This window comes from Nocardiopsis sp. MT53 (assembly GCF_019598965.1).
Classification (GTDB): Bacteria; Actinomycetota; Actinomycetes; order Streptosporangiales; family Streptosporangiaceae; genus Nocardiopsis; species Nocardiopsis changdeensis.
Genome location: NZ_CP080599.1, coordinates 5,968,598 through 5,994,726 on the forward strand (window position 1 = coordinate 5,968,598; position 26,129 = coordinate 5,994,726).

Here is a 26,129-nt window from a genome sequence, read left to right on the forward strand (position 1 = left end):
TGGTGTGACCGGGGCCACTCGGACAAGGGCCGCCCGGCCGGCGGGGCGGCTCCGCGCCCGGGCCCCGCCGGCCGGGCGTCAGCCCTTGAGTGCCCCGGCCATCAGGCCGCGCATGAAGTAGCGGCCCAGCACCAGGTAGACCACCAGCGTGGGCAGCGACGCCAGCACCGCCGCGGCCATCTGCTGGTTGTAGGGCACCACCATCGACCCGGCGACGTTGTTCAGCTGCACCGTCACCGGCCAACTGTTAGGGCCGGTGAGGAAGACCGCGAACAGGAAGTCGTTCCACGCCGAGGTGAACTGCCAGATGAGCGTCACCGCGAACGCCGGCGCCGACACCGGCAGCACCACCGACGCGTAGGTCCGCAGCATGCCCGCCCCGTCCACGCGCGCCGCCTCGATCAGGGTCCGCGGGATGCTCGCGTAGTAGTTGCGGAAGATGAGCGTGCAGATGGGGATCCCGTACACGGTGTGCGCCAGGATCAGCGGGAACACCCCGCCCATCAGGTTCGCGCCCACCAGCATCTGCTGGAGCGGGATCATCACCGCCTGGTAGGGGATGAACATCCCGAACAGGAACAGCGTGAACACCGTGTCCGCGCCGGGGAACCGCCAGCGCGCCATCACGAAGCCGTTCATCGACCCCAGCACCGCGGAGACCGCCGCGCTGGGCACCGCCACCGCCACGCTGTTGCGCAGCCCCGAGGACAGGGCCTCCCAGGCCGCCGCCCAGCCCTCCGTGCTCCAGGTCTGCGGCGGCGACCACGCCCGGGCCGCGGTCGCCTCGGCGAAGGGCTTGAACCCGGTCACCAGCAGCACGTACATCGGCAGCAGGAACAGCACCGCCAGCGCGAACAGGACGGCGAACCTGACCGCCTGCCCGCGGCGGGTGGTCCCCGCCGCCCGGCCGCCGGGCGCGGTCACCCGGTCGGGCGCGCTCTGAACACTCAACGGCCCTCGCTCCGTTCCTTGCGCACCGTCCACACCAGGTAGGGGACGACGAACAGCGCCACCGCGAACAGCAGGTAGGAGGCGATGGTCGCGCCCTTGGCCGGGTCGCGGACCTCGAACACCATCGCCCACATGTACACGGCGGGCACGTCCGCGACGATCTGCTGCCCGGCGATGGCGATGATCAGGTCGAACACCTTCAGCGACATGTGGCCCAGGATGATCACCGCGCTGAGCAGGACCGGCCGCAGCTGCGGCATGACCACGTGCCGGTACACGCCCCACTCCGAGCAGCCGTCCACCCGGGCCGCCTCGCGCAGCTCCTCGGGCACCCCGCGGAACCCGGCCAGGAACAGCGCCATGATGTACCCGGCCAGCTGCCAGATCGCGGGCAGCGCCATCGCCGCCATCCCCAGGTCCGGCGCGGTCCACCAGTCGTTGACCAGGAAGTCCAGGTTGAAGTGGACGAACAGGGCGTTCAGGCCGGTGGCGCGCTCGGCGGGGGCCGGGTTCATCAGCCACCGCCACACCACACCGGTGGCGATGAAGGACACGGCCATCGGCGCCAGGAACAGGGTGCGGAAGACCGGCTCGCCGCGGATGCCCTTGTCCAGCAGCAGTCCCAGCAGCCAGCCCAGCACCAGGGCGCCGCCGACGAACACCACCGTGAACACGACCGCGTTGCCCACCGCGGCCGGCCAGCGGGCCTCCTGCCACAGCGCGACGAAGTTGACGAGGCCGACGAACTCGCCCTCCTGGATCGGCGCGTGCTTGTCGCTGAGCGCCAACCGGAGGTTCCAGCCGATCATGCCGTAGACGAAGACGCCGATGAGCAGGATCGACGGGGAGACCAGCAGCAGCCCGGGCAGCCAGGCGCGGGCCCGGTGCAGCGCGCGGCGCGGCGCCGGGCGCGGGCCTCCGCCGGAGGTGCGGCCGGGGCCGCCGCCGACGGCGGCCCCGGACCGGTTCGGCGACGTGCTCATTCGGCCCGCGCGGCCGTGACCAGCGCGTCCTGGAGCGCCTCGACGTCGCCGTCGCCCAGGTAGAGGCCGACGGCGGTGTCGACGTCGTTCTTCCACCGGTTGCCGACCGTGACCCCGTGCCAGAACGAGCCCGCCAGCTCCGGCCCGGACTGCCACTCGGCCAGGGCCGACTCCAGGTAGGGGCTGTCGGCGTAGTTGGCGGGGTCGGCGTCCTCGCGGGCGGGGATGGAGCCCTTGAGGGGGTTGAAGATGTCCTGGCCCTCCCGGCTGCCGACCAGCTCGAGCCAGGTCAGCGCCGCCTCCTCGTTGGGCGCGCCCACGGGGAGGGTGAAGCTGTCGGAGAGCCACATGTAGGTGCCCTCGGTGCCGGGGGAGGCGGCCCAGTCGTAGTCCTCGCCCGGGACCGCTCCCAGTTCGTCGAAGTACCCGGCGGCCCAGTCGCCCATGATGTTGAAGGCGGCCTCGCCGTCGGCGACCCGGCGCGCGGCCTCCTGCCAGTCCTCGGCGGCCGACTCCTCCTGGGTGTGCTCCATGATCCGGTCGAACGTGGCCAGCGCCGCGGCGACCTCGGGGGTGTCCCAGTCGGCGCCGGGCTCCCACAGGGCGTTGTAGGCGTCGGTGCCCAGCGAGCCCAGCAGCACCGACTCCAGCAGGTGGTCGACCGTCCACTGGGCGCCCACCGCCATGGGGATGGCGTCGGTCTCCTCGGCGACGGTCTCCAGCGCCTCCACCAGCTCCTCGGGGGTCTGCGGCGGGGCCTCGATCCCGGCCTCCTCCAGCACCGCGGGGCTGTACCACATCACGTTGGAGCGGTGGATGTTCACGGGAACGGAGTAGACGCTGCCGTCGTAGGTGATCTGCTCCACCAGCTGGTCGGGCAGGGCGTCGTGCAGGCCCTGCTCCTCGAAGAAGTCGTCCAGCGGGCTGAGGTAGCCCGCCTCGATGTAGTCCTGGAGCTCGGCCCCGGCGTGCCCCTGGAAGGAGTCCGGCGGGTCCTGGCTCTGCAGGCGCCCCTCCAGGACCGCCTGGGCGTTGGTGCCCGAGCCGCCGGCGACGGCGGCGTTGACGAACTCGATGTCGGGGTTCTCGTCCTCGAAGCGCTCGATGAGCGCGTTCAGGCCGGCCTCCTCGCCGCCGCCGGTCCACCAGGAGAACACCTCGACCCGGTCTCCGCCCCCGTCCCCGCCGCCCCCGCACCCCGAGGCCACGAGCGCCAACCCGAGCGCCCCCGCCGCGACCGACCACCGCCGTGCACGCATGATCTCTCCTCCCGGAGCGGCGGGGCCGTCTCACGAAGGCGCCCGCCCATCGTGTCGTGGATCACAAAAGCCGTCTGCCGTGCCATCCTTTGCAGTCCGCGCACAACGGGTCAAGGGCTGTAGGGATCCGACGCCGAGGCGTGACCTGACGGCCGTTCCCGTATATGGGAGCGTGACCACACCCGCCTCAGGGCACCAGCCCGTTGACGACCACGGACCCCACGCCGACCCCTATACCGCTGTCCCGGCGGGAGTAGGCGACGACCGCGCCGGGCACCGGGACGACCAGGGCCCGCCCGACCTCGGGGCCGGCGTCGATCCCGATGCGCCGCGGTTCTCCACCGGCGGCACCGTCCAGATCGATGACCAGCACCGTGTCCGAGCCCTGCGTTCCCACCATCGCCTCCCCCAGGGGCAGGCCCCGGGCCACCTCCTCGTACCGTTGCGAGAGCTCGGTGGTGCCGACCACTTCCCCGGCTGCGCTCGTGCGGTGCATCAGCACGGGTTCGGAGCCGCCGGGGTCCTCCATCACCACCGCGCCCCCCGTGTCCAGGCGCAGGTAAGCGCTCCGGTCCGGTATGCCCCCATTGGCGAACAGCAGGTGGTCGGGGACGATGCCGACCTCCTCCCCGGTGTGCACGTTCAGGGCGACGTCCGAGGTCAGGACCACCGGATCGGTCCCGGGGCGGGCCGGACCGCCCAGGACGAGGATCGGGGCCGCCTTGTCCGGATCGCCCGGACGCTCGTCCCGCCACAGCAGCTCACCGGTGGCCAGGTCGTACCCCGTCACCACGGCCCTCTCCCCGAGGCGCTCCATCTCGTCGCGCTGCTCCCCGTACTCCAGGTCGGCCCAGCGGGGTTCGGCGCCGGGGTCGCGGTCGGTGCACTGCGCACCGACCAGGACGACCCCCTCCTGGACCGCGAGCCCGCCTGTGTCGGCCGTACAGGCGCGGTCGGGGTCCGACGACCCCACCGGCAGCCGCCACTCCCCGCCGCCGAAGGGGTCGTAGAAGGTCAGGACCTCCTTCCACTCCGAGATATAGGAGGGAGAGTGCTGCGGGAAGCGGGCCACCGAGAAGGCCGGCCCGTCCGATTCCCGCTCCTCGAAGGGCCCCTCCTCGACCACCCGGCCGGTGGCGGTGTCCAGAACGGTGCGGATCCACTCCGTCTCCCCGGCCGACGGCTCCTGCTGCGGGTGCGGAGCGTGAACCACGTAGGCGCGCTCCGGCCCGTCGGGGAGTACCCCGGTCTCCAGCACCGGGCTGTAGGGCCTGCGGTAGGTCCACAGCACCTCACCGGTCTCTCCGGCCAGGCCGACCAGGCCGTCGTCCAGAACGACCAGTGGACCGTGCGTCCCGGCCTCCACCCGTCGCACCGCGGTGCTCTCGGGGGACCGCCAGGTCCACCCCGCCCGGGTGATGTCGGTGGGCACCTCGGGGGCGGCCCCCGGGGCCGCGTCGAGGAAGGTGTGCTCCAGCGGCCGGTACCGGGCCGCGGGCCCCACCAGCGCGGCGCACAGCGCCACCACCAGCACGCCGGCCGCCAGGCCCCCGTACCGGTACCGCCGCGCCCTCTCCGGCCACCTGGCCGATCCGGCCAGGAACAGCACCGCTCCCAGGGAGACCAGCGGCAGCACCGCCCACAGGGCGAGCGTCCGCTCCGACTCCCCGAACACCGTCGGGTCCGCGGTCGGCGCGAAGGAATCCGCGGGGAAGGCCGGGACAGAGCACAGCACGGCGAGGGCGGCCGCCCCCGCCGACCACAGCACCAGGCTCCGGGGCGGCGGCTCCTCCGGCCGGCTCATCCGGTACCCGGCCGCGACCGCGACCACCGTGGCGGTGATCAGCGCCACCGGCACCGCGAACACGCCGTTGCGCACATCCTCGTGGGGACCCTCCGGCGGTGCCCCCGGGGGCAGAGTGAACGCCCACACCCCGAACACCACCGCGGCCGCCGTCACCCCGATCCCCGCCCATCCGAACGCCGACCGCACCCGAGCGCCCATCGGCGGCCCCCTGTCCCTCGTGTCCCGATTCCGCACGCGGGAGGACAGCGTAGACCGCCGGTGGGTGCGCGTTCACAGCGGGTCGCGGTTCACCGGAGGGTGAACTCCCCCTTCGGGCCGCGCAGGACGGCCTCCAGCAGGGGCTCCGGGCCCTGTGCCAGGTCCAGGTCCACGCCCAGCGCCGCCAGCGCCCGGCCCGCCGCCCCCGGGTCCGGGTGCTCGGCGCGCAGCGACACCAGCTCCAGCGCGGGCAGGTCGCCCAGCCCCGGCTGCGGGGTGCCGCCCCAGTCGATGAGGAACGGCACCGGCTCCGGGTACCGCTCGCTCTCCTTCTTCGCCAGCGACCACCGCAGCTCGCGCCCGTCCGGGGTGGCCCGCGACCACGGCTCGGCGTCGCCCGGGTCGTGGCCCGCGGCGCGGGCCCGCGCCACCGCGGCGGCCAGGTCCGCGACCCCCACCGCGAACGTGGCCAGGTGCGGCCGCTCCAGCGACGCCAGCCCGAACACCCGCACCGGCCCCGGGTCGGCCCGCTCGGGGTCGGGCCCGATGACCTCCAGGTAGTGCGGCGCCCGCTCGCCCTCCACGGTGAGCGCCACCAGCGCGTTCGCGCTCCCCACCGGGTGCCGCCCGCCCGGGGCCGGCCGCACCCCGGTCAGCTCCTCGAACGCGTCGACCCCCTCCGCCAGGTCGGGCACCGCGTACACCAGGTGGTCGAGCGCCTTCGGGAATCCCATTCACTGCTCCTCGGTCGGTCGGGGCCGGCCGCCCCCGCGGCGGCCGCGTCGGGCGCGCGGTCGGGCCGCGGAGCGGCCGCTCCACGACCGGGCCCGGTACGGTCCCGGCCACGGTATCCCCCGGTCCCGGGGCGCCGCCGCCCGGACCCGGGGAACAGCGTTGACCCGGCGCGCCGGGATCGGTACCTTCTCCGGGTTCCCCCGCTTCTCCCCGTGCCCCCGCCAGAGAAGGCCCCGCAGCCCCACCTTCTTTGAAAGGCCCCTCCTTGCCGTACGGCACCCACGAGCAGCAGGCCCCCGCCCCCTCCCGCCGCAGGGCCCTGGCCCTGGCCGCCGGGCTCGGCGCGGCGGTCCTCGCCGCCGACGCCCTGCCCGCGCACGCCGCCGAGCGGACCTGGCGCACCTCGGGCCCGAACGTCCCCGCCATGGCGCACTTCGACACCGTCATGCGCGACTACATGCAGGCGCGCGGGATCAGCGCCGGATCGCTGGCCGTGTCCCGCCAGGGCAGGATCGCCCTGGCGCGCGGCTACACCTGGGCCGACCCCGCGGTGGCGACCACCCGGGAGACCGACGTGTTCCGCATCGCCAGCCTGAGCAAGAACATCGCCGGGACCGCCGCGATGCTCCTGGCCCAGCGCGGCGACCTGGACCTGGACGCCCCCGTCGGCGACTTCGTCGACCTGTCGCCGCTGCCGGGCCGGACCGCGGACCCCCGCCTGGGACAGGTCACCGTCCGGCGCGCCCTCCAGCACCTCGGCGGCTGGAACCGGGACGTCTCCGGTGACCCGCTGTGGCGCGACCACGCCCTGGCCGCCGAGTCGGGGTTCGGGCTGCCGCTCTCGGAGGAGGACGTGGTGGCCCATGTCAGCGGCCTCCCGCTCGACGCCGCCCCGGGGACGGCGTACTCCTACAGCAACTACGGCTACCTCCTGGTGTCGCGGGTGATCGCGGCGGTGACCGGCTCGACCTTCGAGGACTTCACGGTCTCGGACGTCCTGGGGCCGGTGGACGTGGCGCGCATGCGCGCCGGGCGCTCGCTCGCCCAGGGCCAGGCGGGCGAGGTGCGCTACGAGTCGAAGTACACCGCGACCACCGTCCTGGACGCCTCCGGCGCGAAGGTCCCCACCCCCTACGGCGGGTTCAACCTGGAGAACCAGCTGGGCAACGGCGGGTGGGTGGCCTCCGCCGTCGACCTCGTGCGGTACTGCACCGTCTACGACACCCCCGGCGCGGCCGGGGTGCTGACCCCCGCGTCCATCGACGAGGTGATGGCGGTCCCGGAGACCGGCGGCGGGGCCACCCACTACGGGCTGGGCTGGTACGTGCGGCCGACCGCGAACGGGCGCAACACCTGGCACTTCGGCAGCATGCCCGGCACGTACACGTTCCTGGCCCGGTCCAACGGGTACACGATCGCGGCGCTGTTCAACCGGCGCGGTGAGGGCGACGGGCTGAACTGGGGCGAGATCGACCCCAAGCTGTGGTCGGCGGTCAACGCGGTCGGCACCTGGCCGTCCGAGGACCTCACCCCCCGCTACTTCTGACCGGCGACGCGGGCGGGGCCGGGGCGGCCCCGCCCGCGCGGGACGGCGGGACCCGCGCCGGCCTTGCCGCGAGCCATCCCATGGCCCTACGTTGTTCGATGTTCAACGAACCACTCCATGGGAGCAACAGTGAGAATCCTTGTCGTGGGCGCGGGCGCCGTCGGCGGCTACTTCGGGGCCCGCCTGGTCCAGGCGGGCCGGGACGTCGACTTCCTGGTCCGCCCGGCCCGGGCCGACCTCCTGAACGAGCACGGCCTGCGGGTGCGCGACCTGGACGGCTCCGTGGAGGCGGTCCCCGTCACCGCGGTCACCGCCGACACCCTCGCCCCCGACTACGACCTGGTGGTCCTGGCCGTGAAGTCCTACGGGTTCGACGCGGCGCTCAAGGACATCGCCCCCGCCGTGGGCCCCGGCACGGCCGTGCTGCCCTTCCTCAACGGCATGCGGCACATGGACGCCCTCATCGACCGGTTCGGCGCCGACCGCGTGTACGGCGGAGTGGCCATGGTGCAGACCCGCCTGGGCGAGAACGGCGAGATCGTCGAGGTCGGCAGGATGGCCCAGCTCATCTACGGCCCGGTCTCCGACACCCCCGTCGTCCCCCTGGACGCGGTGCACGCCGCCCTGGACACCGGGACGTTCTCCGCGACCGCCGCCGAGGACGCGGTGCAGGAGCTGTGGGACAAGTGGGTGTTCCTGGCGAGCATGGGCGCCTGCAACTGCCTGATGCGCGGCCCCATCGGCCGCATCAACTCCGCCGAGGGCGGCCGGGAGTTCTCCCGGGCCGTGTTCGAGGAGGCCGCCGCCGTCGCCGCCGCGTCCGGGTACCCGGTCCGGCCGAAGGTGCGCGAGCGCGCCGACCGGATGCTGGGCGACACCACCGCCGGGACCACGACCTCCCTGTACTGGGACCTCACCCACGGCAACCCGGTGGAGGCCGACCACATCATCGGCGACCTGGTGGCGCGCGGCCGCGCCCTGGGCGTGCCCACGCCGATGTTCGCGCTGGCCGACCTGCACCTGCGGGTGTACGAGGCCGGGCGCGCCTGAACCGCCGCGTGCCCGGCGGGGCGGCGGGTATCCTCCCCGCACACCCCCTCGATCGGAGTCCCATGCCCCGCCGCCACCGCCCCCTCCCCCTGCTGCTGTGCGCCCTGCTCGCGACCGCCTGCGGGAGCGGCCCCGCCGCCGACGGTGATCGGGAGGAGGGGGCGGAGCAGGTGCGCGACCACCCGTCGGCCCCCGTCCCCGAGGGCACCGGGTCGCGGACGGCCGGGGACGTCAACGGCGACGGCTACCCCGACCTGGTCTTCGCCGCCGGCATGGACACCGAGAGGCTGACCGACACGGCCGACCGCGTCATCGTCGTGTACGGCTCCGCCCGGGGCCTGGACCCCGCCACGCGCACCGTGCTGGACCCGGGGCCGGTCCGCGCGGTGGCCGTTCCCGGCACCGGCGGCGACGGCACCCGCGGGGAGGCCGCCGACCTGGACGGGGACGGGTTCGCCGACATCCCCCTGGTCCACCACCCGGAGGGGGAGGACGGCCCCGCGGTGCACGCGGTGTACCGGGGCGGCCCCACCGGGCCCGGCGCCGACCCGGTCCCGCTGGCCCTGCCCGAGGACGGGATGTCGCCGTCGGGCTGGCCCCCGGCCGCGGTCGGCGACTTCGACGCCGACGGGGCGGCCGACCTGGCGCTGGTCCGCGAGGACGGCACCGGCGGGCAGGAGGAGATCACCGTGCTGTACGGCCCGATCGGCCCGGACGGGGCCCCGGCCCGTACCGGCTCGCGCCCCTTCCCGTCCTGGATCGGCTCCCTGGTCGCCGGCCCCGCCGGAACCGGCGGTTCCCCGCTGCTGGTGCAGCACTCCAGCGACGGCGAGCAGACGAGCAACACCCTGCTCCTCACCGGCCCCGGCGACCCGGCCGGCTGGGCGCAGGCCGACACGGTGGGCGGGTCCATGGCCGCCTTCGGGGACCTGGACGGGGACGGCGCCGCCGACCTCGTCGTGGGCGACGACGGCAACCGCAACAACGAGCCCGGGTACGAGACCGAGCCCCCCGAGATCCACCACCGCCTCAACCTCTACCCCGGCCCCCTCACCGCGGACCCGGGCGACCCGGTCGGCCTCGACCTGCCCGGGGAGGCGACCGCCGCCTACGGCGGCACCCGGGCCCTGGCCCTGTGCGACACCGACGGCGACGGCACCCGGGAGGCCGCCGTGGGCCGCGCCGGGCACGGGGTCGACACCGTGCACTGGGCCGACGGGGCCCTGCGGGTCGCCGACACCCCGCCCCTGGTGCGCTCGGGCCCCGAGGAGGGCCCGCTGGCCGGCGGCTCCGGGACCGAACACGTGGCGGGCCTGGAGGGCTGCGCCGACCACGACGCGAACGGCTCCGACGAACTCCTGCTCTCCTACTCGCCCGGGCCCCGGTCGCCCTCCCCGGCCCGCTGGTGGGTCACCGACGGACGCGAGGACCTGGCCTCCTTCGACAGCGCGGCGTTCGGGGACTGACCCCGCGCCGCGGCGGGGTTCGGCGGGGCCCCGCGGCGGGCAGGACCCTGGGAACGCACCGCGCCCCGCCCCGCCGCCGGGGGCCGGTCGCCGGCCCCGGGGACCGCGCCGGTTAGGTTACCCCTGCAAACGTGCGGGGCGTACACGGGATGCGCCCACCGTCGACGGGGCCGGTGGCGCACGCGCGATGCGGCCCGTGCCGTTCCCACCGACCAGAAGGACACCATGTTCCGTACAGTGCTTGTGGCCAACCGGGGCGAGATCGCCATCCGGGCCCTGCGCGCCGCCTACGAACTGGGCGCCCGGACCATCGCGGTCTTCCCCCATGAGGACCGCAACTCACTGCACCGGCTCAAGGCCGACGAGGCCTACCAGATCGGTGAACCGGGCCACCCGGTCCGCGCCTACCTTTCCGTCGACGAGATCGTCCGCGCGGCCCGCGAGTCCGGGGCCGACGCCGTCTACCCCGGGTACGGGTTCCTGTCGGAGAACCCGCAACTGGCCCGCGCCTGCGCCGAGGCCGGGATCACGTTCGTGGGCCCGCCCGCCGACGTCCTGGAGCTGACCGGCAACAAGGCCACCGCGGTGGCCGCCGCCCGCGAGGCGGGCGTGCCGGTCCTGGCCTCCTCCGCCCCCTCCGCCGACGCCGACGCCCTGGTCGGGGCCGCCGCGGAGATCGGGTTCCCGCTGTTCGTCAAGGCGGTCGCCGGGGGCGGCGGCCGCGGCATGCGCCGGGTGGACCGCCCCGACCGGCTGCCCGAGGCCCTGGCCGCGGCCATGCGCGAGGCCGAGTCGGCGTTCGGCGACCCCACCGTGTTCCTGGAGAAGGCGGTCGTCGACCCGCGCCACATCGAGGTGCAGATCCTCGCCGACGGCGAGGGGAACGTGGTGCACCTGTACGAGCGGGACTGCTCCCTCCAGCGCCGCCACCAGAAGGTGATCGAGCTGGCCCCCGCGCCGGGCCTGGACCCGGAGCTGCGCGCGCGGATCTGCGACGACGCCGTCCGGTTCGCCCGGCGCATCGGCTACCGCAACGCCGGGACCGTGGAGTTCCTGGTGGGCGCGGACGGCTCCCACGTGTTCATCGAGATGAACCCGCGCATCCAGGTCGAGCACACGGTGACCGAGGAGGTCACCGACATCGACCTGGTGCAGTCCCAGATGCGCATCGCCTCCGGCGAGACCCTCGCCGACCTGGGCATCTCCCAGGACACCATCGTGGTGCGCGGGGCCGCGCTCCAGTGCCGCATCACCACCGAGGACCCCGCCAACGGGTTCCGACCCGACACCGGCATCATCAGCGCCTACCGCTCCCCCGGCGGCTCGGGCATCCGCCTGGACGGCGGCACCGCGGCGGCCGGCACCGAGATCAGCCCGCACTTCGACTCGCTGCTGGTCAAGCTCACCTGCCGGGGCCGGGACCTGACCACCGCCGTCAACCGTGCCCGCCGGGCGGTGGCGGAGTTCCGCATCCGCAGCGTGGCCACGAACATCCCGTTCCTCCAGGCGGTGCTGGACGACCCGGACTTCCAGGCGGGTCGGGTCACCACGTCCTTCATCGAGGAGCGCCCGCACCTGCTGACGGCGCGGCCCTCCGCCGACCGCGGCACCCGGCTGCTCACCTACCTGGCCGACGTCACCGTCAACAAGCCGCACGGGGAGCGCCCCCACCTCATCGACCCGTCGGTGAAGCTGCCGGAGCTCCCGGCCGGGTCGCCGCCCGCCGGGTCGCGGCAGAGGCTGGCCGACCTGGGCCCGGAGGGGTTCGCCCGGTGGCTGCGCGAGTCGCCGCGCGTCGCGGTCACCGACACCACCTTCCGCGACGCCCACCAGTCGCTGCTGGCCACCCGGGTGCGCACCAAGGACCTGCTGGCGGTCGCCCCGGTGGTGGCGCGCACCCTGCCCGAGCTGCTGTCCCTGGAGGCGTGGGGCGGGGCCACCTACGACGTGGCGCTGCGGTTCCTGGCCGAGGACCCCTGGGAGCGGCTGGCCGCGCTGCGCGAGGCCGTCCCCAACATCTGCCTCCAGATGCTGCTGCGCGGGCGCAACACCGTCGGCTACACCCCCTACCCCACCGAGGTCACCGCGGCGTTCGTGGAGGAGGCCGCCGCCACCGGCGTCGACATCTTCCGGATCTTCGACGCCCTGAACGACGTGGAGCAGATGCGCCCGGCCATCGAAGCGGTCCGCGCCACCGGCACCTCCGTCGCCGAGGTCGCCCTGTGCTACACCGGCGACCTGTCCGACCCGGCCGAGGAGCTGTACACCCTCGACTACTACCTGCGCCTGGCCGAGAAGACGGTGGAGGCCGGAGCGCACATCCTGGCGGTCAAGGACATGGCGGGCCTGCTGCGGCCCCCGGCTGCGGCCACTCTGGTGGCGGCGCTGCGCCGGGAGTTCGACCTGCCCGTGCACGTCCACACCCACGACACCGCGGGCGGCCAGCTGGCCGCCTACCTGGCCGCCGTGGACGCGGGCGCCGACGCCGTGGACGGCGCGGTGGCGTCCATGGCCGGGACCACCTCCCAGCCGTCGCTGTCGGCGATCATCGCGGCCTTCGACCACACCGACAGGAGCACCGGGCTGAGCCTGGCGGCCGCGGGCGACCTGGAGCCGTACTGGGAGGCGGTACGGCGCGTCTACGCCCCGTTCGAGGCGGGCCTGTCCTCGCCGACGGGCCGGGTGTACGACCACGAGATCCCCGGCGGCCAGCTGTCCAACCTGCGGACCCAGGCGATCTCGCTGGGGCTGGGCGACCACTTCGAGGAGATCGAGGCGATGTACGCCGCCGCCGACCGGATGCTGGGGCGGCTGGTCAAGGTCACCCCCTCCTCCAAGGTGGTGGGCGACCTGGCGCTGCACCTGGTCGGCGCGGGGGTGTCCCCGGCCGACTTCGAGGCCGACCCGTCCCGGTTCGACATCCCCGACTCGGTGGTGGGGTTCCTCCGCGGCGAGCTGGGGGTGCCCCCGGGCGGCTGGCCCGAGCCGTTCCGCACCCGCGCCCTCCAGGGGCGGCCGGCGGCCCGCCCGGTGGTGGAGCTGGACGAGGAGCAGCGCGAGGGCCTGGAGAAGGACCGGCGCGCCACGCTGAACCGGCTGCTGTTCCCGGGGCCGACGGAGGAGTTCCAGAAGCACCGCTCGGCCTACGGCGACACGAGCGTGGTCTCCAGCGCCGACTTCTTCTACGGCCTGCGCCAGGGCCGGGAGTGCACGGTGGACCTGGACCCGGGGGTGCGGCTGCTCATCGAGCTGGAGGCGGTGGGCGAGCCGGACGAGCGCGGGGTGCGCACCGTGCTGGCCCGGCTCAACGACCAGCTGCGGCCGCTGCAGATCCAGGACCGGTCGCTGGCCTCGGCGGTGCGCGCCGCCGAGAAGGCCGACAAGAACGTGCCCGGGCACGTGGCGGCGCCCTTCGCGGGCGTGGTGACGCTGGTGGTGGGCGCCGGTGAGGCGGTCGAGGCCGGTGCCACGGTCGCCACGATCGAGGCGATGAAGATGGAGGCGGCGATCACCGCGCCGGTGGCGGGCACCGTCGCGCGGGTGGCGGTCGACCGCGTCCAGCGCGTGGACGGCGGCGACCTCCTGGCCGTCCTGGAGTAGCGCCCGGCGGGCACCCCGGCGGTGCGCCCCCGCCGCGTCGCGGCGGGGGCGCACCCGCGTCCGGGGACGAAGAAGGGGAAAGGAGAGGGAGGGGGCCTGTGTGGTGAGGAGACGCCGTCCGGCCCCGCCCGGGGAGGACGCGCGCGGCGCCGTTCCCCAACCTGATGGAGCCCCCTCACCCGGCAACCGAATCCGTTGCCTCCAACAAATCCTACAACCATCTCCGTTTTTCAGAGCAAAATCCAGACAGATTTCCATTGCCCGGACCTTGACTCACAACGGTGCGCACAGCGCCTGCCCGCAGCCGTACGCGGGTGCGGCGCCCGCCCGCGGCCGGGCGCGGTCCGGCCCCGGCCGCGGGCGGGGCCGTTCACTCCTCGGCGTGCACGGCGCGGGCCGGGGCGGGCGCCCGCCCCCACTCCATACGCGACCACGGCGCCGTCAGCCCGGCGGTGTCGCGGACGGCCACCGGCTCCAGTGTGCTCACGTCCGGCGCCTCGCCGTGGCGGGCGAACACCGACTCCACGTACCGGTGCCCGGTGTCGGCGGCCACGAACACCACCCGCCGCTCCGGCGCCCGCCTCGCCTCCCAGCGGGCCACCAGGTGCGCGGCCCCGCCGGACAGCCCGGCGAACACCGCGTGCTCGCGCAGCAGCGCCACGCTCCCGGCCAGGGCGGCGTCGAACCCCACCCAGTGCACGACGTCGTACAGGGTGTGGTCCACGTTCCCGAAGGGGATGGAGCTGCCGATCCCCGCGATGATGATCTCCTTGTCGCGCACCGCCTCCCCGCCGAAGGTGACGCTGCCGAAGGGCTGCACCCCCACCAGTTCGGTGTCGGGCGCCCGCTCGCGCAGGAACGTCGCCAGCGCCCCGGTGGAGGCGCCCGACCCCACCCCGCCGACCACGGTCAGCGGGGCGGGGTCCAGCTCCTTGGCGATCTGGTCGGCCACCGCCCGGTACCCCAGGTAGTGCACCGAGTCGTGGTACTGGCGCATCCAGTGGTAGTCGGGGTGCTCGGCCAGCAGCTCCCGCACCCGGGCGACCCGCCGGCTCTGGTCGAACCGCAGGTCGTCGGAGGGCGGCACCTGCTCCAGGGTGGCGCCCAGGATCTCCAGCTGCACCCGGGTGGTCCGGTCGATGGTGGTGGACCCCACGATGTGGCAGCGCAGCCCGTACCGGTGGCAGGCCAGGGCCAGGCCGTAGGCGTAGATACCGCTGGAGCTGTCCATCAGGGTGTCGCCGGGGCGCACGACCCCGGTGTCGAGCAGGTGGCGTACGGCCGCCGCGGCCGAGGCCACCTTCATGGATTCGAACCGCAGGCACACCAGCCCGCCGCCGAGGTCGATCAGGTCCGGTCTGCCAAGGGTCTCGCACACGTGGTCGTCCACGTCGTCTCTCCAGGGGTCGGGGGGCTGGTGGGAAAGACCCGGGTGGGGACGAGGCCCGCCCCGCGCAGCCGTTCCAGGGCGGTGTCGATCCGGGCCCCCAGGTCGTCGGCTCGGGCGTCGAAGAGCACACCGGCGACGTTGCCGCTGTGCGCGACCTGGACGCCGACCGCCCCGCACAGGCGGGCGACGCCCTTGAGCGTCCCCAGTTCCGGCTTGGGCAGAACCCGTTGGTTCAGGACGGCGCTCTCGGTGCTGATCCGCCCCACCTCGGCGGCGTCCTGGGCCGCCACCGCCGCGCGCAGGGCGGCGCGCAGGCGCTCGTGGACCGCGGCCTCGCCCCGGTCCACCCGGGCGCGCAGGCCCAGGGTGTTCACCGGTGCGCCCCCGCCGGTGAGGCAGCCCACCACGACCAGGGGCGGCAGCGGGGCGCCCAGGTCCTCCAGGACCCGGCCCTCGCGCTGGGCGAACAGCAGCGCCCGGCCGCCCTCCCACATGATGGGGTCGCTGGCCCCCTCGGCGGCGACGGCGATCCGGGCCACGGTGGCGGGGGCGGGGTCCACCCCGAACGCGGCGCACACCGCGCGCACCGCCGCGGTGACGTCGCTGGTGGAGGAGCCCAGGCCCAGCCCGGTGGGGGCGCCGCCGCGCAGCCGCAGCGTCCCCCCGCACACCCGGGCGCGGCGGGCCGCGCACTCGGCGGCGGCCAGGGCGGCGGCGCGGGCCGCCTTGACCCGGCCCGGCGGGTACACCCTCATGCGGTGGGCGGGGGTGCCGGGCCGGGGGGTGAACACCGCCTCGGTGACGGGGTCGGCCATGGGCAGGGTGACCAGGCCCCGGCGGGGGCGGCCGCCCCGGTCCAGGAACACCCCCTGGACGATCTCTCCGTGGTGGCAGGCGGCGCGGCCGGTGCCGGTGGTCACGAACCGGCCCCCGCCCCGTCGGCGCGGTACCGGTACAGGGCGGTGGGGACCGCGCTGAACTGGGAGAACGGGAAGGGTTCGGCGGACAGGGCGGTGACCCCCTCGCCGAGCAGGGCGCGGGCGGCGGCGGCACCGCTCTGGGCGTACACCACCAGCGGGATCCCGCGCTCGCGGCAGCGCGCGAGGATGGTGTCGAAGCTGCCGTTGCCCAGGGTCATGCCGGTGGCGACCACGGCGTCGGCCTCCTCCAGCACCCCGTCCATGGACGGGGCGACCTCGTCCCCCCACCGGGTGCGGCGCAGGTTGAGGTCGCAGGGCAGGCACTCGCCGCCCCGTTCGCGGATGGCGGCCACCAGCGGGTCGACCACCCCGATCAGCCCGATCCGGCGGCCCTCGGGGTCGGGCAGCAGCCCGGCGATGGCGGCGTCGCGGGCGACAGCGCGCTGCTCGGGGGTGCCCTCGGGCAGGGTGACGGCCTCGGCGCGCGGATCGCGGTGGTGGGGCAGTTCCGCGGCCAGGTGGGCGTCCAGGGCCGCCAGGCGCAGCGGCTGCGGGAGGTCGTCGGCGAGCAGCTCGCCCAGGGGCCGCCCGGACGCCTCGGCGCACACCGCCGGGTCGAGTTCGCCGTCCTCGAAGGCGCAGGCGCCGAAGGCGGGGCCGACCCGGACCAGCACGTACCGGTTGAGGTAGGTGACGTCGCCCCCGGCCAGGCGGGTGCCGTGGTGGACCCAGAACACGCTGGTGGCCACCGGCAGCGGGACCGGGGAGGTGCGGGCCGCCTCGAACAGGTCGCTGAGGGTCTTCACGCGTTCCCTTCCCGGGTCAGGCGGAACAGGTAGGTGAGCACGCCGTCCTCCCAGTCGTGCAGGTGGGCGACCTCGGCGGTGAACCCCAGGTCGGCGGCGCGTCCGATGATGGCGCGCAGGTCGGCGGTGTTGGAGACGATGAGGTGGACCTCCCCGCCCGGGGCGAGCAGGCCGCGTTCGGCGATCTGGGTGAAGAACGCGTCGGTCACCGGCGCGCCCACGCACACGTTGCGCACCACGTCGGGGTCGGTGCTCACCACCTGGCTGACGGCGGGCGGGTTGAAGGTGACGACGTCGAACACGGTGCCGGGGGGCACGGCGGAGAACTGGTCGGACACCCGGGCGGTGAACTCCGTGCCGGGCGCGGTGTCTCCGACGACGGTCCGGTACACAGCCTCGGCGGCGGCGACGCTGGCGGGGTGCACGTCCAGGGCGTGGACGGTGCGGGCGCCGCGCAGGGCGGCCACGGCGGCCTCCACGCCCAGGCCGCAGCCCATGGCGGCGTAGCGGCGGCCGCGCACGTCGATGGCGTCCTCCAGGATCCTCTGGTGGATCATGCGGCTGGTGGCGCCGGGCAGGAAGACGCCGGGGGGAACGTCCAGGGCCCACCCGTTCCACTCGTGGGTCCGGTGGGTGGCCAGGTCGGCGCGGGGCCGGTTGAGGTCGATGATCTGCGCGGCCGGGAGCGGGGGCGGCAGCGTGGCGATGAGCGAACGGTCCACGCGGTTCCTTTCGGGAAGGGGGTCGTCCTGAGCGGCACTATAGAGGAAATGAAAATCGTTGTCATCGAATCGTGAGAACACGGAACGTGATCCGCCCCGCACCCACCGGCGCGGGGTGCCGCGCCCGGAACGGACATTCCCACTTCTCCCCCCGCGAAAGCGGACCACTTCCGGCCCGCCGACCCCACCGCAGACCCGCCGCGGGAGCGAATGTCCCCGACAAGGTCGCTACTGATAATCGTTTTCACTACAGTGGACGAGCAGCCATCACCGCCTTCCGGAGAGTGAGAAACACCGCGTGTCCTCGACAACGGCGCCGAACACCGAACCCGCCGCCCGCCCGGGCGGCCCGCTGCGCGACCCCGCCTTCTGGCGCCTGTGGAGCGCCACCACGGCCTCGGGGCTGGCGACCTGGGCGCTCCCCTTCATCCTGGGCCTGGCCGTCCTGGACGGCTCCCTCACCGCCATCGACCTGGGCCTGGTCCTGGCCCTGCGCACCGCGGGCTTCCTGGCGGCCGTCCCGGCGGGCGGCCTGCTCGCCGACCGGTACTCCCGGCGCGCGGTCGTGCTCTGGTCGGGACTGGCCGCCGCCCTGGCCACCCCCGTCCTCGTCCTGGGGATGGGCTCCTCCACCGCCCTCATGGCGGCGGCCGCCACCGTGGTGGGCGCCGGCCAGGGCGCCTGCCGCCCCGCCTTCCAGGCGCTGACCGCCGAGGTCGTCCCCGAGCACCACCGGCAGCAGGCCAACGCCGCCCTGACGTTCTCCACCCGGGTCAGCACCCTGGTGGCGCCGGGGCTGACCGCCCTGCTGGCGCTGGTCACCGGGCTCTGGGTGCTGCTGCTGGGCACCGCAGCGCTGTGGCTGGTCGCCGCCCTGGCCCCCGCCCGCGGCGCCTCCGCCCCGCCCGCCCGCGCCCGCGCGCCCTTCCACACCGAGTTCCTGGACGGCCTGGCCGAGGCCCGCCGCCACCCCTGGTTCCTGGCCGGGCTGGGCGCGCTCACCGTCGTCATCGCCACCGGCTACTCCGCCACCGGCGTCCTGCTGCCGGTGGCCGGCCGCGACCACTACGGCAGCGAGGCCGTCCTGGCCGGGGCGCTGACCGCCTACACCGCCGGCGCGCTGCTGGGCGCGGTCATCGTGTCCCGCTTCAAGCCCCGCGCCCAGGGGTGGACGGCCCTGGCGGGCCTGGGCCTGTACGCCCTGGCCCCGCTGAGCCTGGTCGCCCCGGTGGGCCCGGTCGTGGTCATGGCCGCGTACGCGGTGGTGGGGGTGGGCATCGAACTGTTCAACGTGCCCTGGTTCACGGCCGTGCAGCGCGAGGTCGCCCCGGACAAGCTGGCCCGGGTGTCCTCCCTGGACTTCCTGTTCTCCTACGGGCTGGCCCCGGTGGGCCTGGCGCTGATCGGCCCGGCGGCCGCCGCCTGGGGCGCCGGCCCGGTCCTGGTCGCCTGCGCCCTGGCCTGCGTGGCCGCCCCGGCCCTGGCGGCGCTGGCCCCGGGCGGGCGCACCTTCTCCTCCCCCCGTCCCGCCCCGGCCCGGAGTACCGCGGACCCCGCCACCGAGCCCGCCGCGGGCTGACCCGCCCGCCGGGCCGTGCCCGCACGAACCCCCGGGGGCCAGCACGCGCCCGCCGACCTCCGGGCACGCCCGCGCGAACGCGCCTCCCGGAGGCCCGGCGTCCGCCGAGGAGCAGGCCGGCTCCGCGGGCGCGTCGGCGCTTCGGGCGGCCGGGCGGGAGGCGGCTCGCACCCCCGGGGTCACGGTCCCGGGCGGTGTCGTGTATGTTTTGAAAACGGTTTTCATTTTCAATGAGAGGAGGCGACCATGCGCGTGGCCGTGATCACCGGCCTGCACCGCCGTGCGCGCGAGCGCGCCGTCGAGGCAGCCCTGGGCCTGCCCCGCACCCTCGTGGTCCACCACGACCTGTCGGAGATCGGCGAGGGAGCCGTCACCCGGGTCACCCGCGACCACCGCGGCGAGCTCGGCCGCGACCCCGTCCACCTGGTCCACGCCTGTGCCTCGTGCACCCTGCGCGAGGACCTCGTCCCCTTCCTGCTGGCCACCGCCGCCATCGGCGAGTACGACCTGTGCGTGGTGGAGGCCTGGGACGGCGTCGAACCCCGCACGGTCTCCGAGGCCGTGGCCGCCCAGCCCGAGCTGACCCTCACCGCCGTCGTCACCGCCGTGGACGCCGACCGGCTGCTACCCGACCTGGCCTGCCACGACGACCTCGTCGACCGCGGCCTGGACATCGCCGAGAACGACGAGCGCGCCGTCAGCGAGGTGCTCACCGCCCAGATCGAGTACCCCACCGCGATCGCCCTGCACGGCCGCCGCCACCTGGCCGAGGCCCGCGCCCTGGTCGAGCACCTCAACCCGGCCGCCGCCGTCCTGGACCCCGACGACACCTCCGCCCTCACCGCGGGCCGGTTCGACACCGCCGCCGCGCACAACCGCTGCGACCCGCTGGGCGCCCACCACTGCGGCCGCACCACCGGGCGGGTGAGCACCGTGGTGTGGTCGCGGCGCCGCCCGCTGCACCCCGCCCGCCTGCACGAGGCCATGGACGACCTGGTGTCGATGACCCTGCGCGGCCGCGGCCGCCTGTGGCTGGGCAGCCGCCCCGACACCGTCCTGGTGTGGGACTCCCACCGCGACCTGGCCACCGTGGCCGCCGCGGGCCCCTGGCTGGCGGCACTGCCCGAGGCCGCCCTGGAGATGGTGCCCGAGGCCCGGCGCACCGCCGCCCTCCTGGACTGGGACCCGGCGGTGGGCGACCGGGGCCAGCACCTGGCGTTCACCGGCGTGGACCTGGACGCCGGCCGGCTCACCGCCCTGCTCGACTCCTGCCTGACCACCGACGACGAGACCGCCTTCGCCGACGACCCGTTCGCCGCCGCCGAGAACTGAGAGGACACCCCGTGGCCGACCGCCGCCCCGACAAGAAGAGGGCACCCCGCAAGTTCGCCAACCCGCTGGGCGAACTGGACTACGTCGACTACAAGGACGTCGACCTGCTGCGCCGGTTCATCTCCGAGAAGGGCAAGATCCGCAGCCGCCGCGTCACCCGGGTCACCGCCCGCCAGCAGCGGCTCATCGCCGCCGCGGTCAAGAACGCCCGCGAGATGGCCCTGCTCCCCTACCCCGGGCCGCAGTCCGCCCGCTGACCCCGAAGGAGTCCACCATGTCCCGTATCTGCCAGGTCACCGGCAAAGCGCCCGCCTTCGGCCACACGATCTCCCACTCCCACCGGCGCACCAAACGCCGCTTCGACCCCAACATCCAGACCAAGCGGTACTGGCTTCCCAGCGAGCAGCGGTTCGTCAAGCTCAGGGTGAGCACCAAGGGCATGAAGGTCATCGACGCCCGGGGCATCGAGCGCGTGGTCGCCGACATCCGCGCCCGGGGGGAGAAGGTCTGATGGCCAAGAAGAGCAAGATCGCCCGCAACGAGCAGCGCAGGGCCGTCGTCGCCCGCTACGCCGAGCGCCGCGCCGAACTCAAGCGCCTCATCAAGAGCCCGCACACCGACGAGGACACCCGCGCCGCCGCCGCGGCCGAACTGCGCCGCCAGCCGCGCGACGCCAGCGCCACCCGCGTGCGCAACCGCGACTCCGTCGACGGCCGCCCCCGCGGCCACCTGCGCAGGTTCGGCCTCTCCCGCATCCGCTTCCGCGAGATGGCCCACCGCGGCGAACTGCCCGGCGTGACCAAGTCCAGCTGGTAGCCTCCGCCGCCCCGCGGTCCGGGCGCCCCCGTCCGCTCCTCCTCCTCGCGGCGGGGGCGCCCACCGGACCGTGTTCCCGCGTCCCCCTCCCACCGGGGACGTACGCCCTCTACTATGACAACCGTTGTCATTTCCACAACGTGGCGCGACCGCGCCCCGACCCTCCAGGAGCACGGGTGTCCCCGACCCCAGCACCCCCGCTGACCGCACCGCCGCCCACGGCACCCGCACACCCCTCCGGCCCGCGCTGGCTCACCACCCCCGCCGGCACCGCCACCGCCGCCGCCGTCCTGGCCCTGCTCCTGGCCGCGTCCACCCTGCCCGCCATCGGCCTGGGCACCGCCCTCGTCCCGCCCGCCGAGACCGCCCGCTACCTGTGGGCCGCCCTCACGGGCGGCACCATCACCCCCGACGAGGTCACCCGCTACCAGATCATCTGGAACATCCGCACCCCGCGCGTCCTGCTGGCCGCCCTCGTCGGCGCCGGCCTGGGCGCCGTCGGCGTCGCCGTCCAGGCCCTGGTCCGCAACCCCCTCGCCGACCCCTACATCCTCGGCGTCTCCTCCGGCGCCTCCGTCGGCGCGGTCACCGTCGGCGTGCTCGGCGCCCTGGCCGCGCTGGGCCCCTACGCCGTCTCGGCCGGGGCGTTCGCCGGAGCGCTGGCCGCCACCCTGCTGGTGCACCTCATCGCCCGCACCGCGGCCGGGATCACCCCGCTGCGCCTGGTCCTGACCGGCGTCGCCCTCTCCTTCGGGTTCCAGGCCGTCATGAGCGTCATCGTCTACCTCGTCCCCGGCAACGAGGCCACCTCCACCGTCCTGTTCTGGACCATGGGCGGGTTCGGCGCCGCCACCTGGGGCTCCCTGCCCGTGGTCGCCGTCCTGGTCCTGGCCGGACTGGCCGTCCTGCACTCCCTGGCCCGCCGCCTGGACGCCACCGCCCTGGGCGACGAGACCGCCGCCAGCCTGGGCGTGGACACCGACCGGCTGCGCCGCGTCCTGTTCCTGGTCACCGCCCTGATGACCGGGGCGATGGTCGCCGTCAGCGGCGCCATCGGGTTCGTGGGCCTGGTGGTCCCGCACGTCGTGCGCATCCTCGTCGGCGCCGCCCACCGGCGCGTCCTCACCGTCGCCCCGCTGGCGGGGGCGGTCCTCATGGTCTGGGTGGACCTCGTCTCGCGCACCGTCGCCGCGCCCCGCGAGCTCCCGCTGGGCGTGCTCACCGCCCTCATCGGCGTCCCGGTGTTCCTCGTCCTCATGCGCCGCCGCGGCTACCTGTTCGGAGGCCGCTGATGCGGTTGAGCCTGGACGGCCTCACCGTCGCCATCGACGGCGCCACCCTCGTGCACTCCCTGTCCCTGGACGTCCCCGACGGCTCCGTGGTCGGCCTGGTCGGCCCCAACGGCTCGGGCAAGTCCACCGCGCTGCGCTGCGTCTACAGGGCGCTGCGCCCCACCGGCGGCACCGTCCGCGTCGGCGGCGACGACCTGGCCTCGCTCAAGCCCCGCGAGGGCGCCCGCCGGGTCGCCGCCCTGACCCAGGAGAACGGCAGCGACCTCGACTTCACCGTCTCCGAGGTCGTGGCCCTGGGCCGGGTCCCGCACCAGAACGGCAACGGGCCGCTCACCGCCCGCGAACGGGAGCTGTGCGCGAACGCCATGGACGCCATGGACATCGCCCACCTCGCCCACCGGGGCGTGCTGACCCTGTCCGGCGGCGAGCGCCAGCGCGTCCTGATGGCCCGCGCCCTGGTGCAGGAGCCCCGGGTGCTCGTGCTCGACGAGCCCACCAACCACCTGGACGTGCGCCACCAGATCCACCTCCTGTCGCTGCTGCGCGAGGTCGGCGCCACCACCCTGGTCGTCCTGCACGACCTCAACCTGGCCGCGGCGGCCTGCGACCGGATCGGCGTCCTGAGCGGGGGACGGCTGGTGGCCGCCGGGGCCCCCGCCGAGGTGCTCACCCCCGACCTGGTGCGCGAGGTGTTCGGCGTGGAGGCGACCGTGGTCCCCCACCCGCTGACCGGCGCGCCCCAGCTCCTCTACCGGCTCACCCATCAGGAAGGCACCCCGTGAACCACCCTCCCCTCCCCCTGCGGCCGCTGGCCGCCGTGTCCCTGGCCCTGGCGGCCCTGGCCGCCACCGGCTGCGGCGCCCGGGTCGAAGAGGACCCCGCGCAGGCGGGCGCGGCACCCGAGACCGCCACCGTGAACCGCTGCGGCGAGGAGGTCGAGTACACCGTCCCGCAGCGCGCCGTGGCCTACGAGGGCGGCAGCGCCGACAAGATGTTCGCCCTGGGCCTGACCGACCACGTGCACGGCTACGTGATGCCCCCGGCCAACCCCCCGGTCACCGAGTCACCCTGGGCCGACGAGTACGCGCGGGTCGAGTTCCTCAGCGACGACCTGCTCAACCGCGAGCTGGTCGTGGACGCCGAGGCCGACTTCGTGGTCGCCGGGTGGAACTCCGGGTTCAGCGACCAGCGCGGGATCACCCCGGAGATCCTGGACGGGCTCGGCATCCAGAGCTTCATGCACACCGAGTCGTGCTTCAACTACCCCGGCTTCCCCGAGCGGGTCACCCCGTTCGAGGGGCTGTACACCGACCTGGAGCGGCTCGGGGCCATCTTCGGCGTGGAGGACCGGGCGGCGGAGCTGGTCGCCGACTACCGGGCCCGGGTCGAGGCGGTCCAGGAGCAGGCGCCCCAGGGCGACCCGGTGCCGGTGTTCCTCTACGACTCGGGCACCGACCAGGCGTTCACCGCCGGGTCCCAGGTGCCGCCCAACGACATCATCCGCTTCGCGGGCGGGGAGAACGTCTTCGGCGACCTGGACGAGCGCTGGACCCAGGTCGGCTGGGAGGCCGTCGTGGAGGCGCGGCCCGAGGTGGTCATCATCCTGGACTACGGCGACCAGCCCGCCGAGGACAAGATCGCGTTCCTGAAGGAGCTGCCCGCGCTGTCCGACGTCCCGGCCGTCGCGGAGGAGAACTTCTTCGTCCTGGACTACAACGAGGGCATCTCCGGGCCGCGCAACATCGACGGCCTGGAGAAGTTCGCCGAGTACCTGCGCGAGCACACCGCCTGACCGGACCCGGCGCCCTCCCCGCACCCCCGCCGGGGAGGGCGCCGCCCCCCTCCCGCCGCGCTCCGCCGCACACGCCCCCGGCCGCCCCGCCCGGCCCCGGGCGCCCCGCCCGGCCCCGGGCGCCTCGGTGTTCCCTCCGGTGTCCCGGTGTTTCCCCCCGGGGCGCCCGGGTAGTGGCCCGCCCACGACGGAACGAAGCGCCTGCGGCCACGAGGAGGGGGCATGAAGGCTGTCGTCTGGAACGGCACCCGCGACGTGCGCGCCGAGACGGTGCCCGATCCGCGGATCGAGGAGCCCGCGGACGTGATCCTGCGGGTCGGCAGCTCCGGGCTGTGCGGCTCCGACCTGCACCTGTACGAGGTCCTGGGACCCTTCATGCACGAGGGCGACATCCTGGGGCACGAGGCCCTGGGGACCGTCGAGGAGACCGGCCCGGGGGTGACCTCGCTGGCGCCCGGAGACCGCGTGGTGATCCCCTTCCAGATCTCCTGCGGCCACTGCGCCATGTGCGAGAGCGGCCTCCAGACCCAGTGCGAGACCACCCGCGACGACGGCCAGGGCACCGGCGCCCCCATCTACGGCTACAGCTCCCTGTACGGATCGGTCCCGGGCGCCCAGGCCGAGCACCTGCGCGTGCCCCGGGCCGAGGCCAACGCCATCCCCGTCCCGGCCCAGGGCCCCGACGAGCGGTACCTGTACCTGTCCGACGTGCTGCCCACCGCCTGGCAGGCCGTCCGCTACGCCGACGTCCCGCCGGACGGCTCCGTGGCCGTCCTGGGGCTGGGGCCCATCGGCGACATGTGCTGCCGGGTGGCCCGCCACCTGGGCGCGGGCCGGGTCTTCGGAGTGGACCCGGTGCCGGAGCGGCGCGCCCGCGCCGCCGCCCGCGGCGCCGAGGTGTTCGACCCCTCCGACGGCACCGACGGCCTCATCGGCGAGATCCGCGAACGGACGCGCGGCCAGGGGCCCGACGCCGTCATCGACGCCGTCGGCCTGGAGGCGCAGGGCCACGGCTCGGCCCGCCTGGCCCAGCGGCTCACCTCGTTCCTGCCCAAGGGCGCCGCGGCCAAGCTGATGGAGACCGCCGGCGTGGACCGGCTCGCGGCCCTCCAGACCGCCATCGAACTGGTCCGCCGGGGCGGCACCGTCTCCGTCATCGGGGTCTACGGCGGCACCGCCGACCCGCTGCCGATGCTCACCATGTTCGACAAGCAGATCCAGCTCCGCATGGGGCAGGCCAACGTGCGCCGCTGGGCGCCCGACATCCTCCCCCTGCTCGACGACAGGGACGTCCTGGGGGTGGAGGACTTCGCCACCCACCGCGTCGCCCTGGACGACGCGGCCGACGCCTACGCCATGTTCCAGGCCAAGCGGGACGGGGCCGTCAAGGTCGTCTTCCGTCCCTGAACACCGCGCCCGCGCACGACACCCGCACCACGACACGCACACGAGGGAGGTGGGTCCCATGCCCGGGACCCGGGAACTGCCCGACACGCTGCGCAGGTCCTCCAAGAAGGCCCAGCGCACCTGGATCAAGGCCCACGACTCGGCCGTGGACCAGTACGGCGAGGGCGAACGCGCCCACCGGGTGGCCATGGCCGCCGTCAAGCACTCCTTCGAGAAGGTCGGCGACCACTGGGAGGCCAAGGACGGCAAGGGGGCCTCCGACTCCCGCGCCTCCGACCCCGGCGCGAAGAACCGCAAGGGGTCCGAGGGCACCGCCGGGGGCGTGGACGCCAACGCGAGCAAGGACCACCTGTACGAACAGGCCCGCCGCCTGGGCGTCCAGGGGCGCTCCAAGATGACCAAGGCCGAACTGGTCGACGCCCTGCGCAAGGAGAGCGGCACCCGCACCAAGCGCGCCCGCGGCTGACCGGCACCGACC

23 protein-coding genes are annotated in these 26,129 nt (G+C 74.8%); 14 read left to right on the plus strand and 9 right to left on the minus strand.

From position 1 onward, the window contains the following. Positions 1–78: 78 nt before the first annotated feature. The 5 genes from K1J57_RS26595 to K1J57_RS26615 all read right to left on the minus strand — a co-directional run bounded on the left by K1J57_RS26595 (position 79) and on the right by K1J57_RS26615 (position 5,932). Positions 79–951 (minus strand): carbohydrate ABC transporter permease, encoded by an 873-nt coding sequence (locus K1J57_RS26595; protein WP_255646622.1) that lies wholly within the window; start codon positions 949–951, stop codon positions 79–81. Continuing rightward, positions 948–1,934 (minus strand): carbohydrate ABC transporter permease, encoded by a 987-nt coding sequence (locus K1J57_RS26600; protein WP_220561454.1) that lies wholly within the window; start codon positions 1,932–1,934, stop codon positions 948–950. Before K1J57_RS26600 ends, K1J57_RS26595 begins: the two co-directional genes overlap by 4 nt. Next, on the minus strand, positions 1,931–3,193 hold the full coding sequence (locus K1J57_RS26605; protein ID WP_220561455.1) for an ABC transporter substrate-binding protein: 1,263 nt from the start codon (positions 3,191–3,193) through the stop codon (positions 1,931–1,933). Before K1J57_RS26605 ends, K1J57_RS26600 begins: the two co-directional genes overlap by 4 nt. A 187-nt stretch (positions 3,194–3,380) precedes the next feature. Beyond that, on the minus strand, positions 3,381–5,198 hold the full coding sequence (locus K1J57_RS26610) for a hypothetical protein (protein ID WP_220561456.1): 1,818 nt from the start codon (positions 5,196–5,198) through the stop codon (positions 3,381–3,383). Positions 5,199–5,287: 89 nt separating this feature from the next. After that, the gene (locus K1J57_RS26615) at positions 5,288–5,932 is read right to left on the minus strand and encodes a VOC family protein (RefSeq protein ID WP_220561457.1); all 645 of its coding nucleotides are present in this window, start codon (positions 5,930–5,932) and stop codon (positions 5,288–5,290) included. A 266-nt stretch (positions 5,933–6,198) separates the two neighbouring features. Here K1J57_RS26615 and K1J57_RS26620 point away from each other — a divergent pair, with 266 nt between their 5' ends. The 4 genes from K1J57_RS26620 (at position 6,199) to K1J57_RS26635 (ending at position 13,595) form a co-directional block, all read left to right on the plus strand. Then, a complete protein-coding gene (locus K1J57_RS26620) occupies positions 6,199–7,479 on the plus strand; it encodes a serine hydrolase (protein WP_255646623.1) in 1,281 nt (426 codons plus the stop codon). A gap of 129 nt (positions 7,480–7,608) precedes the next feature. Then, positions 7,609–8,529 carry a ketopantoate reductase family protein gene (locus K1J57_RS26625; RefSeq protein ID WP_220561458.1) on the plus strand — a complete coding sequence of 307 codons (921 nt, stop codon included), beginning with the start codon at positions 7,609–7,611 and terminating at the stop codon, positions 8,527–8,529. A 62-nt stretch (positions 8,530–8,591) separates the two neighbouring features. Beyond that, the gene (locus tag K1J57_RS26630; RefSeq protein ID WP_220561459.1) at positions 8,592–9,995 is read left to right on the plus strand and encodes a VCBS repeat-containing protein; all 1,404 of its coding nucleotides are present in this window, start codon (positions 8,592–8,594) and stop codon (positions 9,993–9,995) included. Positions 9,996–10,220: 225 nt separating this feature from the next. Further along, complete coding sequence (locus tag K1J57_RS26635) at positions 10,221–13,595, plus strand: pyruvate carboxylase (protein WP_220561460.1); 3,375 nt, start codon at positions 10,221–10,223, stop codon at positions 13,593–13,595. A 370-nt stretch (positions 13,596–13,965) separates the two neighbouring features. On the opposite strand, the gene K1J57_RS26640 is transcribed toward K1J57_RS26635, so the two are convergent. The 4 genes from K1J57_RS26640 to K1J57_RS26655 are packed head-to-tail and all read right to left on the minus strand — an operon-like array spanning position 13,966 to position 17,433. After that, complete coding sequence (locus K1J57_RS26640; RefSeq protein ID WP_220561461.1) at positions 13,966–14,985, minus strand: pyridoxal-phosphate dependent enzyme; 1,020 nt, start codon at positions 14,983–14,985, stop codon at positions 13,966–13,968. After that, positions 14,943–15,905 carry a GHMP kinase gene (locus K1J57_RS26645; protein WP_220561462.1) on the minus strand — a complete coding sequence of 321 codons (963 nt, stop codon included), beginning with the start codon at positions 15,903–15,905 and terminating at the stop codon, positions 14,943–14,945. The genes K1J57_RS26640 and K1J57_RS26645 overlap by 43 nt, the downstream gene beginning before the upstream one ends. After that, positions 15,902–16,711 carry a Rossmann-like domain-containing protein gene (locus tag K1J57_RS26650; protein ID WP_255646624.1) on the minus strand — a complete coding sequence of 270 codons (810 nt, stop codon included), beginning with the start codon at positions 16,709–16,711 and terminating at the stop codon, positions 15,902–15,904. Before K1J57_RS26650 ends, K1J57_RS26645 begins: the two co-directional genes overlap by 4 nt. Continuing rightward, a complete protein-coding gene (locus K1J57_RS26655; protein WP_220561463.1) occupies positions 16,708–17,433 on the minus strand; it encodes a methyltransferase in 726 nt (241 codons plus the stop codon). Before K1J57_RS26655 ends, K1J57_RS26650 begins: the two co-directional genes overlap by 4 nt. A gap of 298 nt (positions 17,434–17,731) precedes the next feature. Here K1J57_RS26655 and K1J57_RS26660 point away from each other — a divergent pair, with 298 nt between their 5' ends. From K1J57_RS26660 to K1J57_RS26705, 10 genes are all read left to right on the plus strand, one after another. Further along, on the plus strand, positions 17,732–19,012 hold the full coding sequence (locus tag K1J57_RS26660) for an MFS transporter (protein WP_220561464.1): 1,281 nt from the start codon (positions 17,732–17,734) through the stop codon (positions 19,010–19,012). Between the two features lie 246 nt (positions 19,013–19,258). Further along, complete coding sequence (locus K1J57_RS26665) at positions 19,259–20,344, plus strand: GTP-binding protein (protein WP_220561465.1); 1,086 nt, start codon at positions 19,259–19,261, stop codon at positions 20,342–20,344. An 11-nt stretch (positions 20,345–20,355) separates the two neighbouring features. Beyond that, positions 20,356–20,601, plus strand: coding sequence for a 30S ribosomal protein S18 (gene rpsR / locus K1J57_RS26670; protein WP_220561466.1), 246 nt, complete (start codon positions 20,356–20,358; stop codon positions 20,599–20,601). 17 nt (positions 20,602–20,618) lie between these two features. Continuing rightward, positions 20,619–20,855, plus strand: a complete 237-nt coding sequence (gene rpmB, locus K1J57_RS26675) for a 50S ribosomal protein L28 (RefSeq protein ID WP_220561467.1) — start codon at positions 20,619–20,621, stop codon at positions 20,853–20,855. Then, positions 20,855–21,160, plus strand: coding sequence for a 30S ribosomal protein S14 (rpsN, locus tag K1J57_RS26680; protein ID WP_220561468.1), 306 nt, complete (start codon positions 20,855–20,857; stop codon positions 21,158–21,160). Before rpmB ends, rpsN begins: the two co-directional genes overlap by 1 nt. 176 nt (positions 21,161–21,336) lie before the next feature. Next, a complete protein-coding gene (locus tag K1J57_RS26685) occupies positions 21,337–22,452 on the plus strand; it encodes a FecCD family ABC transporter permease (protein WP_370634523.1) in 1,116 nt (371 codons plus the stop codon). Then, positions 22,452–23,234, plus strand: coding sequence for an ABC transporter ATP-binding protein (locus K1J57_RS26690; RefSeq protein WP_220561469.1), 783 nt, complete (start codon positions 22,452–22,454; stop codon positions 23,232–23,234). Before K1J57_RS26685 ends, K1J57_RS26690 begins: the two co-directional genes overlap by 1 nt. Then, on the plus strand, positions 23,231–24,244 hold the full coding sequence (locus K1J57_RS26695) for an ABC transporter substrate-binding protein (RefSeq protein ID WP_220561470.1): 1,014 nt from the start codon (positions 23,231–23,233) through the stop codon (positions 24,242–24,244). The genes K1J57_RS26690 and K1J57_RS26695 overlap by 4 nt, the downstream gene beginning before the upstream one ends. 222 nt (positions 24,245–24,466) lie before the next feature. Beyond that, complete coding sequence (locus tag K1J57_RS26700; RefSeq protein WP_220561471.1) at positions 24,467–25,651, plus strand: alcohol dehydrogenase catalytic domain-containing protein; 1,185 nt, start codon at positions 24,467–24,469, stop codon at positions 25,649–25,651. Between the two features lie 58 nt (positions 25,652–25,709). Beyond that, positions 25,710–26,117, plus strand: coding sequence for a ChaB family protein (locus K1J57_RS26705; protein ID WP_220561472.1), 408 nt, complete (start codon positions 25,710–25,712; stop codon positions 26,115–26,117). Positions 26,118–26,129 lie beyond the last annotated feature (12 nt).